The organism is Janthinobacterium sp. SUN211 (assembly GCF_030587315.1).
Taxonomy (GTDB): Bacteria; Pseudomonadota; Gammaproteobacteria; order Burkholderiales; family Burkholderiaceae_D; genus Janthinobacterium; species Janthinobacterium kumbetense.
In genome coordinates, this window is the sequence record NZ_JAPWIC010000006.1 from 257,438 (window position 1) to 270,114 (window position 12,677).

General features: G+C 65.3%; 10 protein-coding genes. 8 read left to right on the plus strand and 2 right to left on the minus strand.

All coding sequences use genetic code 11. From position 1 onward, the window contains the following. The first annotated feature begins 138 nt into the window (after positions 1–138). Positions 139–1,392 carry a cyanophycinase gene (locus tag O3301_RS21020; protein ID WP_251350229.1) on the plus strand — a complete coding sequence of 418 codons (1,254 nt, stop codon included), beginning with the start codon at positions 139–141 and terminating at the stop codon, positions 1,390–1,392. On the opposite strand, the gene O3301_RS21025 is transcribed toward O3301_RS21020, so the two are convergent. Both O3301_RS21025 and O3301_RS21030 read right to left on the minus strand, forming a co-directional pair. Next, the gene (locus tag O3301_RS21025; RefSeq protein ID WP_305057397.1) at positions 1,383–2,579 is read right to left on the minus strand and encodes a DUF418 domain-containing protein; all 1,197 of its coding nucleotides are present in this window, start codon (positions 2,577–2,579) and stop codon (positions 1,383–1,385) included. The two genes, O3301_RS21020 and O3301_RS21025, sit on opposite strands and share 10 nt — an antisense overlap. A gap of 8 nt (positions 2,580–2,587) precedes the next feature. Continuing rightward, positions 2,588–3,190, minus strand: a complete 603-nt coding sequence (locus tag O3301_RS21030) for a TetR/AcrR family transcriptional regulator (protein ID WP_305057398.1) — start codon at positions 3,188–3,190, stop codon at positions 2,588–2,590. A 208-nt stretch (positions 3,191–3,398) separates the two neighbouring features. Here O3301_RS21030 and O3301_RS21035 point away from each other — a divergent pair, with 208 nt between their 5' ends. The 7 genes from O3301_RS21035 to O3301_RS21065 all read left to right on the plus strand — a co-directional run bounded on the left by O3301_RS21035 (position 3,399) and on the right by O3301_RS21065 (position 12,657). Beyond that, a complete protein-coding gene (locus O3301_RS21035; RefSeq protein ID WP_289917384.1) occupies positions 3,399–4,841 on the plus strand; it encodes an IgA Peptidase M64 in 1,443 nt (480 codons plus the stop codon). Between the two features lie 427 nt (positions 4,842–5,268). Further along, positions 5,269–5,454, plus strand: coding sequence for a hypothetical protein (locus O3301_RS21040; RefSeq protein WP_143451452.1), 186 nt, complete (start codon positions 5,269–5,271; stop codon positions 5,452–5,454). Beyond that, entirely contained in the window at positions 5,451–6,233 is a 783-nt protein-coding gene (gene fabI, locus O3301_RS21045) for an enoyl-ACP reductase FabI (RefSeq protein ID WP_305057399.1), read from the plus strand. The genes O3301_RS21040 and fabI overlap by 4 nt, the downstream gene beginning before the upstream one ends. A gap of 16 nt (positions 6,234–6,249) precedes the next feature. After that, positions 6,250–7,692 (plus strand): efflux transporter outer membrane subunit, encoded by a 1,443-nt coding sequence (locus O3301_RS21050; protein WP_289917379.1) that lies wholly within the window; start codon positions 6,250–6,252, stop codon positions 7,690–7,692. An 18-nt stretch (positions 7,693–7,710) separates the two neighbouring features. Continuing rightward, a complete protein-coding gene (locus tag O3301_RS21055; protein ID WP_289917376.1) occupies positions 7,711–8,784 on the plus strand; it encodes an HlyD family secretion protein in 1,074 nt (357 codons plus the stop codon). Positions 8,785–8,786: 2 nt separating this feature from the next. After that, complete coding sequence (gene rbbA / locus O3301_RS21060; RefSeq protein WP_305057400.1) at positions 8,787–11,531, plus strand: ribosome-associated ATPase/putative transporter RbbA; 2,745 nt, start codon at positions 8,787–8,789, stop codon at positions 11,529–11,531. 1 nt (position 11,532) lies between these two features. Next, positions 11,533–12,657, plus strand: coding sequence for an ABC transporter permease (locus tag O3301_RS21065; RefSeq protein WP_099666483.1), 1,125 nt, complete (start codon positions 11,533–11,535; stop codon positions 12,655–12,657). Positions 12,658–12,677 lie beyond the last annotated feature (20 nt).

Genomic DNA, 12,677 nt, shown 5'->3' on the forward strand with positions numbered 1-12,677 from the left:
ACCGCAACAACGCTGTCATATGCAGCAAGTAGTATCGTAGTGCGATGGCGTTGGATTGCAAGCAGCAGTTTTGGCAGCAAGGGCGCGTGCCTGTATCAACAAAAATATGCGCCACTTTCCTTGTATTCGAAAGGCACCATGAAATCATCTTCAAGCCTGTATCAACAATTGTGCGCCGCGCTGCTGTTCGCGCTGGCATTGTGCAGCGTCCAAGCCGTGGCGGCGCCCGGCGGCAGCGCCATCGGCAGTGCGCCGCAGGGGACGCTCGTCATCATCGGCGGCGGCCTGCGCGCCGACAATGCCGAAGTCTGGCAGCGCATCGTCAAGTTGTCGGGCGGGCCAGGCGCGCGCATCGCCGTGCTGGCCTCGGCCGCGATGAACCCGGAAAAATCGGGCGAAAGCATCATCAAAAAGCTGAACCAATATGGCGCCGATGCCTTTTTCGTGCCGCTGGCCGTCAAGCTGCCGAACAGGGATTACCGCAAGGCCGCCGAAGACCCGGCCATCGTCACGCAGATCAAGTCGGCCAGCGGCATCTATTTTGCCGGCGGCGACCAGGGGCGCATCACGCAAGCCTTGCTGCGGCCGGACGGCAGCCGCACGGCCGCGCTGGAAGCCATCTGGTCGGTCTATCGCAATGGCGGCGTGATCGCCGGTTCCAGCGCCGGTGCCGCCATCATGAGCACCACCATGTTCTACGACGCCAAACCCGTGCTCGACATGCTCAAGATGGGCGTGACGGATGGCCGCGAGATCGCGCCGGGCCTGGGCTTCATCGGCAGCGATGTTTTTGTGGACCAGCATCTGCTGGTGCGCGGGCGCTTTGCGCGCATGATTCCCGTGATGCTGAAAAAAGGCTATCACCTCGGGCTGGGCATCGATGAAAACAGCGCCATGGTGGTCGACGCCATGCGCGACGTGGAAGTCATCGGCTACAGCGGCGCCCTGCTGATCGACCTGTCGGGCGCCATCAGCGACCGTGGCGTGAAAAATTTCAATATCAGCAATGCGGCCATCAGCTACCTGGACCGAGGCGACAAATTCAACCTTGTCACGCGCGTGTTTACGCCCTCGCCGGACAAGGCCGACAACAAGCTCGATCCTAACCAGCCCGACATGCGCGAACCCGTGTTCACCAACGATATCCTCGGCAATAACGCAGTGCTGGACCTGATGGGTAATTTGATCGATAACGCGCAGCAGGAAGCCATCGGCATCGCCTTCGGCAACCCGCGCGACCCATATCCGGACCTGGGCTTCGAGTTCCGCTTCAGTAAAACGGTCAACAGCGTCGGCTACAGCTCGACCGAGGCGGAAGCGTATTCGGTACTGAAACTGCGCCTCGACATCCGCCCCATCCAGCTGCGCCAGCCCCTGTATCGCTACAAGTAAGCGGTGCGCCGCCAGCGCGGCCACGCGGCGATCGTCAAGGCCCTGAGCAGCCACTCGACGGGGCCATACGCGTGGCCGCGCAGCCACCAGCGGCTCAATGGCAGCTGCAGGCCGAAGATGATAGCTGCTAGCGCCAGCGCGCCCAGCGGCGACACGCTGCCCATCAGCCGCGCGCCATACGCGAGGAACAGCACGGCGCAGATGGCCGACTGCAGCAGGTAGTTCGACAGGGCCATGCGGCCCGTGTCCGCCAGCAGCGCAAACAGCGTGCCGTCGCGCAGGCGCTCGAACAGGGCCAGCGCCAGCGCCAGGTAGGCGCCCGCCAGCAGTGGCGCGCTCGCCAGGCCCACGGCCAGTCCCGCCACCTGCCATGCCTGGCTATCGCCATACACGGAGGTCCACGCGTAGAAGGCGGCGCCGGGCAAGCCCGCCAGCGCTCCGGCCCACAGCAGGCGGCGGCGCAGCGGCAGGTAATCGCTTGCGTGCAGCAGCATCTCGCGCTTGCCGGCGGCCAGGCCGCACAGGAACATGGCCAGCGCGCACGGTGCCTGCACCAGCAGCAGGACGATCCAGATTTCACCCAGTTCGCGCAGGTGCTGATTGACGACGGCGACTGGCGTGGCGTGGTAGGCGGCCAGCGCGCTTGCCGCCTTTTGCGCCATCGCCACGGCGTTGTCCGCGGCGTCGCCCGCCGGCTGCAGGCTTTGCAGCCAGGCCATGCCTGCCCAGAATGCCACGCAGACGGCGACGAGTATCAACGCCAGGGACAGTGCCTGGCGTTCGCCGCAGCGGTGCAGCGCCAGCAGCACGATGCCCAGCAGAGCGTAAGTCGTGAGTATGTCGCCATGGAACAGGAAGACGGCATGCAGGGCGCCGATCAGCCACAGGCCCGCTTGCCGGCGCAGCATGCGCGGCACGAACGGCGCATCGGCGCGCGCGGCCGCCTGCATCTGCAAGGTGAAGCTGTAGCCGAACAGGAAGGAAAACAGCAGGTAGAACTTGGTCTCGAACAGCAGGGCGACGATAAAGTGCGTGGCGCGGTCCACGCTGCCGTGAAAGGCGGGATCGGTCAATCCCAGGCCGAACCAGGGTGTGGCGAAGGCGCCGATATTGACGACCAAAATGCCGAACAGGGCGCAGCCGCGCAGGGCGTCGACGTCGGCGATACGCGTTGGCCGGGTTTGCATGGCGCCGCTCATGCCAGGGCAGGGCGCAGGAAGCGCGCCAGCAGCAGGTGCAGGCTGGCGCGCTGCGCCAGCGGTGCATAATCGGGATCGACGGCGACCCGGTTGAAGATGCCGTCGATCAGCGCGGCGATCCAGCTGGCCGTTTGCGCGGCGTCCAGCGCGGCGTCGACCTGGCCCCCTGATGCCGCCTCTTCCAGCAAGGCTTGCAAGCCGCCGCGCAGGCTGGCGTCGTTGTGCGCCACCCTGGCCGCGATATCCGCGTCGCGCATCGCCTCGGCGGATATTTCCAGCGCCAGCCCCGCAAAGTTGTCATCGGCCGCCAGCGCCAGCACCAGGTCCATGAAGTCGAGCAGGGCGCCGTAGGCATCGGCGCTGCCTTGCACGCCGGCGAAATAGGCGGCCGTCTCGCTGCCTTCTTCGTCGACGATGGCGGCGATGATGGCTTGCTTGGTGGGGAAGTAGTGAAACAGGTTGCCGGGACTCATGCCCGCCTGCGCGCAGATGGCGGCGGTGCTGGTCTGGTGAAAGCCCTTGCGCGCAAAGCAGTGGCGCGCGGCGGCGAGAATGGCGTCGCGGCGGGCCGCGTGTTTGCCGGGATCGATGGTGCGCATGGCTCTTTCCTTTAATTAATTGACTAGTCAGTCTAATATAAATCGATTCTATCGCATGGTCAAGCGAATCGCGTGAAATGGGCGCTTTGCACGCTTGCTTCCTGTCGCTACAATGTGCCGCAGCGGTTTTCCCGCGCCTGCCGGCAGGCCCGCCGATTGTTTGGAAAACCGTTCCCTTCACCTGTTTTTCTACCGTTTTAGGAATGACATGCAGCAGACTCCGATCCGATCCTTCCTCTGCGCGCTGGCGCTGGCCGCAGGCATCGTCCCTGCCGTGCAGGCGGCCTATGCGCCGCAGCCGGCCACCATGCGCCTCGATTACCAGCACAGCGGCAATGCGCTGGGCGAGCACTATGCGGTCGAGCGCGTGCTGGTCGAGCCCCTGCCATGGCCGGGCAACCCGGCGCGTCCCATCGACGACAGCAACCGCGGCAACAACCTGCTGGAAGTGGTCGACATCAAGTCGGGCAAGGTGCTGTACTCGCGCGGTTTTTCCACCATCTTCGGCGAATGGGCCAGCACCGATGAAGCGAAGACCACCACGCGCGCCTTCCAGGAATCCGTGCGCTTTCCGCAGCCCGAACACCCCGTGCGCGTGCGCATCCTCAAGCGCGACGAGCGCGGCCTGTTTTCCGTTGTATGGAGCACCGATGTCGACCCTGCCGCGCAGGACGTGATCCGCAAGCAGCCGCCGGCGCCCGTCAAGCCGATCCCGATCCGCATCAGCGGGCCATCGCCCGACAAGGTCGACCTGCTGATCATGGGCGACGGCTATACGGCCGCCGAAATGGGCAAGTTCGAAGCGACGGCGCGCAAGCTGGCTGAGCATCTTTTCACCGTCTCGCCATTCCGCGAGCGGGCCAAGGATTTCAACGTGTGGGCCATGGCCGCGCCGACCCAGGAGTCGGGCGTGTCGCGTCCCTCGACGGGCGTGCATCACGCGTCGCCGCTGGGCACGCGCTACGATATCTTCGGCAGCGAGCGCTATGTGCTGACGACGGATAACCGCGCGCTGCGCGACCTGGCGCAGTACGCGCCGTATGAATTCATCGAAATCCTCGTCAACAACGATACCTACGGCGGCGGCGGCATCTTCGGCCAGTTCAGCACGGCGGCAGCGAATAACGATTGGGCCAACTACCTGTTCGTGCATGAATTCGGCCACCATTTCGCCGGCCTGGCCGACGAGTACTACACCTCGCCCGTGGCCTATCAGTCGAATGGCGAGCGCCAGGAACCGTGGGAGCCGAACGCCACGGCGCTGCGCGATCCGGCCAGGCTGAAATGGAAGAATCACGTCAAGGCCGGCACGCCGCTGCCGACGCCATGGCCGAAGGAAGCATACGACAGCCATGCGCGCGAATACCAGAAGCAGCGCGCGGCCCTGCGCGCGGCCAACCGCCCGGAAAGCGAGATGAGCGACTTGTTCAAGGCCGACCTGGCGTACACGCAGCAGCTGTTCTCGAAGGCGCCGCAGCGCCATGCGGTGGGCGCCTTCGAAGGCGCGAACTACGAGTCGTCCGGCTACTACCGGCCCGAGATGCAGTGCATCATGTTCGACCGCAGCGAGACGTTCTGCTCCGTGTGCCAGGATGGCATCAGCACCATCATCGACCTGTATTCGCGTCCCGCCGCGGCGCCGGGCAAATAATGCCGCTCCTGCCGCATCCGTAATACATGGGGGTCATGTTGCATCGCAATAGCATGGCCCCTATTCTGCCTCTCCTCACCGTCTGCCTTCCGCCCCTGCCCGGCGCTGCTTGTTTTCCAGGCAATACCAATTGTCGCTCACCTGCGCGCTTTTCTTCTCGCTAGCCCAGTGATATTATCAAATAAATACGTCCGCACGCTTGCCTGAAAAATATTTCATTTAGATAATATTGAGGTAAAATTTGATTTACATCAATGTTGCATTGCCGCAATCGCACTTATAGTTGACCTAGCTCAAAGCGTCATGGAATGCGGATCGGACTCATCACGAATCACGCGTCTAAATGCTGTAGAGTAATTTCGCCCCGTACCAGTTCCCCGAAAATGCACTGGTGCGTGCCTCGAATTTCAGTGACGGAAGCCGATTCATGAAGATGCAGACCCCCGCGCCTGACGCGTGCAGTACCTTACACCCCCACACTCCCATTGCCTTGCCGTATGCGCGTGCCGGCGGCGTGACGCTGGCCACTTGCGCCGCCGCCATGCACGCCGGCGCGGTGCGATGCGTGCATGCGGCCACGCCGTGGCCCGCCCTGCGTCCAGTCCAGGCATGACGGCCGACTTGCGGCCCTTGCCTTTGCAGGGCAAGCGGGGCCTGGTGGTGGGTATCGCCAACACGCAAAGCATCGCCTGGGGCTGCGCCAGCGCACTGCGCGCGGCCGGCGCCGAACTGGCCGTGACCTGGCTCAATGACAAGGCCCGTCCATACGTGGAACCGCTGGCGCAGCAGGTGCAGGCGGCCATCATGGCGCCGCTCGACGTGGCCGTGCCGGGCCAGCTCGAAGCGCTGTTCGCGCAGATCGAACGGCAATGGGGGCGGCTCGATTTCGTCGTCCATTCCATTGCCTATGCGCCGAAGCAGGACTTGCATGGCCGCGTGACGGACAGTTCTGCTGATGGCTTTGCGCAGGCGATGGATATCTCCTGCCACTCCTTCATGCGCATGGCGAAACTGGCCGAACCTCTGATGCCGGACGGCGGCAGCCTGATGACCATGAGTTATTTGGGCGCGGAGGAAGTCGTCGCCGACTATGGCCTGATGGGGCCCGTGAAGGCGGCGCTGGAAGCGTCGGTGCGCTACCTGGCCGCCGAACTGGGCCCGCAAGGCATCCGCGTCAACGCCATTTCGCCGGGGCCACTGGAAACGCGGGCCGCTTCCGGCATTGCCCATTTCGACCGCCTGATGGCTGACGCCATCGAGCGCTCGCCCATGCGGCGCCTGGCTACCATCGAGGACGTGGGCGCGCTGTGCGCCTTCCTCGCCGGCGACGGCGCGCGCGCCATCACCGGCGGCACTCTGTACGTCGATGGCGGCTACAACATTCTGAATTGACTGGAAGAAGATAACCATGGCTGTTCCTACTTTGCCCAACTGCGCCAGGATGGCCGCGGTGGCCACCGCGCTGGCCCTGGCCGGCTGCGCCTCGATGGTGCCGCCGTATGCGCCACCGCCACTGCCCGTGGCGGCGCAGTATCCGGAAACCGATTCCGCCGGCGCGCACGCGCCCGACGTCGCCTGGCAAGCCTACTTTGCTGACGCGCGCCTGCAGGTGCTGATTGCGCAGGCGCTGGCCAGCAACCGTGACATCCGCATCGCCGCCCTGCGCGTGGAAGAGGCGCGCGCCGCGTATGGCATTCAGCGCGCCGAACAATTTCCCACTATCGCGCTGGGCGCCTCCGGCAGCCGCTCGCGCGTGCCCGGTGACCTGAGCGTGACGGGCCGCCCCATGACGAGCGCGCAGTACCAGACAGGCTTGAACGTGAGCGCCTGGGAACTCGACTTCTGGGGCCGCGTGCGCAGCCTGAAGGACAGCGCCCTGCAAACCCTGCTGGCCAGCGACGAGGCGCGCCGCGCCGTCGGCGTGGCGCTGGTGGCGCAGGTGGCCAATGGCTACCTGGGCTTGCGCGAACTCGATGAACGGGTGGAACTGGCGCGCGCCACCGTCGACAGCCGCGCCGAATCGCTGCGCATCTTCACGCGCCGCTTTGAAGTCGGGTCGATTTCCAAGCTGGACCTGACGCAGGTGGAAACCTTGCTCAGCCAGGCCTTGTCGCTGTCGGCGCAGCTGGAACAGGCGCGTGCCGTGCAGGCGCACGCGCTGGCACAGCTGGTGGGCGGCCCCGTCGACCTGACGCCGGTGGCTGGTGAGGTGCGCCGCTTCGACGACGCCAGCGTGCTGCAGCCGCTGCATGCGGGCCTGCCCTCGGCCTTGCTCACGCAGCGTCCCGACCTGGTGGCGGCCGAACACCAGCTGCGCGCTGCGCAAGCCAATATCGGCGCCGCGCGCGCCGCCTTCTTCCCGACGATTTCCTTGACGGCAGCCTACGGCACGGCCAGCGCGGAATTGAGCGGCTTGTTCGATTCGGGCAGCGGCGCGTGGAATTTCGCGCCGCGCCTGGTGCTGCCGATCTTTGACGCGGGCCGCCTGCGCGCGAATATGGAACTGGCCGAAGTGCGCCGCGACGTGGCCGTGGCCAATTACGAAAAAAGCGTGCAGGGCGCCTTCCGCGAAGTGGCCGACGCGCTGTCGAACCGGCGCTGGCTGGCGCTGCAGGTCGATATCGGCAAGACGACTTTGGCCGCGCAGAGCGAACGGGCGCGCCTGGCCAAGCTGCGCTACGACAATGGCGCCGCGCCCTACCTGGAAGTGCTCGACGCGCAGCGCGACTTGCTGACGGTCGAGCAGCAGCTGGTGCAGACGCGCCGCGCGCTGCTGTCCAGTCAGGTCAGCCTGTATGCGGCGCTGGGCGGTGGCGCGCCAGCCACTTCCGCCGCCGCTTCCACCCACTAATTTGATCGCCCCCATACCATGACTCCACAACTGAAGAAAAAACTCATTCCCGCGGCGCTGGTCGTGGCCGTTCTCGTACTGGGCTATGTGGCCTGGCAAAAAATGCGTCCCACGGGCCCAGGCGAAGGTTTCGTCAGCGGCAATGGCCGCATCGAAGCGACGGAAATCGACGTCGCCACCAAGCTGGCGGGCCGGGTCAAGGAGATCCTCGTGCGCGAGGGCGACTTCGTCAAGTCGGGCCAGCCGCTGGCCACCATGCAGGTCGACTCCCTGACGGCCCAGCGCGACGAGGCGCGCGCGCGCCAGCAGCAGGCGTCTGACGCCGTGGTGGGCGCGCAGGCGCAGGTGGCCGTGCGAGAGAGCGACAAGGCGGCCGCGCTGGCCATGGTGGCGCAGCGCGAAAGCGAACTCGATGCGGCCAAGCGCCGCCTGGCCCGTTCCGAAACCCTGTCGAAAGAGGGCGCTTCCTCGGTGCAGGAACTCGATGACGACCGCGCCCGCGTGCGCAGCGTGGCAGCAGCATTGAACGCGGCCAAGGCGCAAGTGACGGCGGCGCAGGCGGCCATCGACGCGGCAAAGGCGCAGGTGGTGGGTTCGCGCTCCGCCGTGGTCGCCGCCGAGGCGACGACGGCGCGCATCGATTCCGACCTGGCCGATGGCCAGCTGATGGCGCCGCGCGACGGCCGCGTGCAATACCTGGTGGCGCAGCAGGGCGAAGTACTGGCGGGCGGCGGCAAGGTGCTTAACCTCGTAGACCTGTCGGACGTCTACATGACCTTCTTCCTGCCCGAGACAGCGGCCGGCAAGGTGGCGCTGGGCGGCGAGGTGCGCATCATCCTCGACGCGGCGCCCAATTACGTGATTCCGGCGACGATCTCGTTCGTCGCGGCCAGCGCGCAGTTCACGCCGAAGACGGTGGAAACGGCCAGCGAGCGCCAGAAGCTGATGTTCCGCGTGAAGGCGCAGATCAGCCGCGAGCTGCTGCAAAAGCATCTGGCGCTGGTAAAAGTGGGCTTGCCTGGCGTGGCCTGGGTGCGTCTCGATGCGAAGCAGGCATGGCCCGCTGAACTGACTGCCAAGGTTCCGCAGTGAGCATGGACGTGAACTCCTTTGTCGTCCGCATCAAGGGCGTCAGCCAGCATTACGGCAAGACGGTGGCGCTCGACGCCATCGACCTGGACGTGCCGGCCGGCCGCATGGTGGGCTTGATCGGACCCGATGGCGTGGGCAAATCGAGCCTGCTGTCGTTGGTGGCCGGCGCGCGCGCCGTGCAGCAGGGCAGCGTGATGGCGCTGGGCGGCGACATGCGCGATGCGCGCCACCGCGACGACGTCTGTCCCCGTATCGCCTACATGCCGCAAGGTCTGGGCAAGAATCTGTATCCGACCCTGTCGGTCGAGGAAAATCTGCAGTTTTTCGCGCGCCTGTTCGGCCATGACGCTGCGGAACGCCGCCGCCGCATCGACCAGCTGACCCGCAGCACGGGTTTGCAGCCCTTCCTGGCGCGCCCGGCGGGCAAGCTGTCGGGCGGCATGAAGCAGAAGCTGGGCCTGTGCTGCGCGTTGATCCATGATCCCGACCTGCTCATTCTCGATGAACCGACCACCGGCGTCGATCCGCTGGCGCGGGCCCAGTTCTGGGACCTGATCGCCGGCATCCGCGTGCAGCGCCCGCAAATGAGCGTGATGGTGGCCACCGCCTACATGGACGAGGCGCAGCGTTTCGATTGGCTGGTGGCCATGGATGACGGCAAGGTGCTCGATACGGGCACGCCGGCCGAACTGTTGGCGCGCACGGACAGCGGCAACCTGGAAGCGGCCTTCATCAAGCTGCTGCCCGAGGCCAAGCGCGCCGGCCACCAGCCCGTGGTGATCACGCCGCTGGATGCGGCCAGCGCGCAGGACGTGGCCATCGAGGCCAAAGATCTGACCATGCGCTTCGGCGATTTCACGGCCGTAGACCATGTGAATTTCCGCATCGGCCGCGGCGAGATTTTCGGCTTTCTGGGATCGAACGGTTGCGGCAAGTCGACCACCATGAAGATGCTCACGGGCCTCTTGCCGGCGACGGAAGGCAAGGCCTGGCTGTTCGGCAAGGAGGTCGATTCCAACGACATCGACACGCGCCGCAGGGTCGGCTACATGTCGCAGGCCTTCTCTCTGTACAGCGAACTGACGGTGCGCCAGAACCTGGTGCTGCACGCGCGCCTGTTCCACGTCCCGGAAGCTGAAATCGCCGCACGCATCGACGAGATGGCGCAGCGCTTCGACTTGCGCGCAGTGATGGATGACCTGCCCGACAGCCTGCCGCTGGGCATACGCCAGCGGCTGTCGCTGGCCGTGGCCATGGTGCACAAGCCGGAAATGCTGATCCTCGACGAGCCGACGTCCGGCGTCGACCCCATCGCGCGCGACAATTTCTGGCGCCTGATGATCGAGCTGGCGCGGCGCGACCGCGTCACCATTTTCATCTCCACCCACTTCATGAACGAGGCCGAGCGCTGCGACCGCATTTCGCTGATGCATGCGGGGAAAGTGCTGGTCAGCGATGCGCCGGCCGAACTGGTGCGCAAGAGGGGCGCGCCATCGCTGGAAGCGGCTTTCATCGCCTACCTGGAAGAGGCGGGCGGCGGCACGGCGCCGACGGCGCAGGAAAGCGAGGCGCCCGCGCAGGAAGCGGCAGTGCAGGCACCCACGCCGCAGCACCGGCGCAGCCGTTTCAGCCTGAGCCGCATGCTCAGCTACATGTGGCGCGAGACGCTGGAACTGCGCCGCGACCCCGTGCGCCTGACCTTGGCGCTGGGCGGCTCTGTGCTGCTGCTGTTCGTCATCGGCTTCGGCATCAGCCTGGACGTCGAAGACCTGAGCTACGCGGTGCTTGACCACGACCAGACCACCCTGAGCCAGAATTACACGAACAACCTGGCCGGCTCGCGCTACTTCATCGAACGCCCGCCCTTGCGCGACTATGCCGATATCGACAAGCGCATGCGCAGCGGTGAACTGTCGCTGGCCATCGAAATTCCGCCTGGCTTCGCGCGCGACGTGCAGCGCGGCGCGCCGGCCCAGGTGGGCGCGTGGATCGACGGCGCCATGCCGATGCGCGCCGAAACCGTGCAGGGCTACGTGCAGGGCATGCATCAGCTGTGGCTGGCCGACCAGGCCTTGCACCGCTATGGCATCACGATGAACAACCCCGTCGCCATCCAGACACGCTACCGCTACAACCCGGACGTGAAAAGCCTGCCGGCGATGGTGCCGGCCGTGATTCCGCTGCTGCTGCTGATGCTGCCGGCCATGCTGGCGGCGCTGTCCGTGGTGCGCGAGAAGGAACTGGGTTCCATCATCAATCTGTACGTGACGCCCGTCACGCGTCTGGAATTCTTGCTAGGCAAGCAGGTGCCGTACGTGGCGCTGGCGATGCTCAATTTCATCCTCATGGCGCTGTTGGCAGTCACGGCCTTCGGCGTGCCGATCAAGGGCAGCCTGCCGACCCTGATCGGCGCCACCTTCATCTTCAATATCTGCGCCACCGGCATCGGCCTGTTCGCGTCGACCTTTACGCGCAGCCAGATCGCGGCCCTGTTCGTGACCATGATCGGCACCATGATCCCGGCCATCCAGTTTTCCGGCCTGCTCAATCCCGTCTCGTCGATGGAAGGCGTGGGCAAGGCGATCGGCCTGATGTACCCGGCCACGCACATGCTCAATATCAGCCGGGGTGTGTTCAACAAGGCGCTGGGCTTTGGCGACCTGCACGCCTCGTTCTGGCCCCTGATCGTCGCCATTCCCGTGATCCTCGGCGTGACGGTGGCGCTGCTGAAGAAACAGGAGAGCTGATATGCGGCATCTTGAAAATATCTACCGCCTGGGCGTGAAGGAAATCTGGAGCCTGATCCGCGATCCCATGATGCTGATCCTGATCCTTTACACGTTCACCTTGGCCATCTACGTGGCTGCCACGGCCAAGCCGGAAACCCTGCACATGGCCTCGATTGCCATCGTCGACGAGGATGGCTCACCCCTGTCCGGGCGCATCGCCTCGGCCTTCTTTCCGCCCCAGTTCACGCCGCCGGCCATGATCAACCAGAGCCAGGTCGATGCGGGCCTCGATGCGGGCCAGTACACCTTCGTGCTGACGATACCGCCCAAGCTGCAGGCCGACGTGCTGGGCGGGCGCCAGGCGGAGCTGCAGCTGAACGTGGACGCCACGCGTATGAGCCAGGCCTTCAGCGGCAGCGGCTATATCCAGCAGATTGTCGCTGGCGAAGTGGCCGAATTCGCCAAACGCTATCGGGGCGCGACCGTCTCGCCGGTGGAACTGGTGATGCGCGCGCGCTTCAATCCATCGCTGAGCCAGGCCTGGTTTGGCTCGCTGATGGAAATCATCAACCAGGTGACGATGCTGTCGATCATTTTGACGGGTGCGGCCCTGATCCGCGAGCGCGAACACGGCACCATCGAGCATTTGCTGGTGATGCCCGTCACGCCGGCCGAGATCATGTTGGGCAAGGTGTGGTCGATGGGCCTGGTGGTGCTGCTGGCCGCCGCCCTGTCGTTGAACCTGGTGGTGCGCGGCATGCTGCACGTGCCCATCGAAGGCTCGATCGCGCTGTTCCTGTGCGGCGCGGCGCTGCATCTGTTTGCCACCACGTCGATGGGGATTTTCCTCGCCACCGTGGCGCGCAGCATGCCGCAGTTCGGCATGCTGCTGATCCTCGTGCTGCTGCCGCTGCAGATGCTGTCGGGCGGAAGCACGCCGCGCGAAAGCATGCCCCAGTTGGTGCAAAACATCATGCTGATCGCCCCGACCACGCATTTCGTCGAATTGAGCCAGGCGATTTTGTACCGGGGCGCCGGCATCGACGTAGTCTGGAAGCCGTTCCTGGCCCTGCTGGCCATCGGCACGGCCCTGTTTACCTTCGCGCTGGCGCGCTTTCGCAAGACCATCAGCCAGATGGCGTAGCCCCCGCGCCGGAATGGTCC

What these genes read in the sequence shown, in the direction of transcription:
- O3301_RS21020 (WP_251350229.1), top strand. Translation starts at nt 139, where the DNA reads ATGAAATCATCTTCAAGCCTGTATCAACAATTGTGCGCCGCGCTGCTG.
- O3301_RS21025 (WP_305057397.1), bottom strand. Translation starts at nt 2,579, where the DNA reads ATGCAAACCCGGCCAACGCGTATCGCCGACGTCGACGCCCTGCGCGGC.
- O3301_RS21030 (WP_305057398.1), bottom strand. Translation starts at nt 3,190, where the DNA reads ATGCGCACCATCGATCCCGGCAAACACGCGGCCCGCCGCGACGCCATT.
- O3301_RS21035 (WP_289917384.1), top strand. Translation starts at nt 3,399, where the DNA reads ATGCAGCAGACTCCGATCCGATCCTTCCTCTGCGCGCTGGCGCTGGCC.
- O3301_RS21040 (WP_143451452.1), top strand. Translation starts at nt 5,269, where the DNA reads ATGAAGATGCAGACCCCCGCGCCTGACGCGTGCAGTACCTTACACCCC.
- fabI (WP_305057399.1), top strand. Translation starts at nt 5,451, where the DNA reads ATGACGGCCGACTTGCGGCCCTTGCCTTTGCAGGGCAAGCGGGGCCTG.
- O3301_RS21050 (WP_289917379.1), top strand. Translation starts at nt 6,250, where the DNA reads ATGGCTGTTCCTACTTTGCCCAACTGCGCCAGGATGGCCGCGGTGGCC.
- O3301_RS21055 (WP_289917376.1), top strand. Translation starts at nt 7,711, where the DNA reads ATGACTCCACAACTGAAGAAAAAACTCATTCCCGCGGCGCTGGTCGTG.
- rbbA (WP_305057400.1), top strand. Translation starts at nt 8,787, where the DNA reads ATGGACGTGAACTCCTTTGTCGTCCGCATCAAGGGCGTCAGCCAGCAT.
- O3301_RS21065 (WP_099666483.1), top strand. Translation starts at nt 11,533, where the DNA reads ATGCGGCATCTTGAAAATATCTACCGCCTGGGCGTGAAGGAAATCTGG.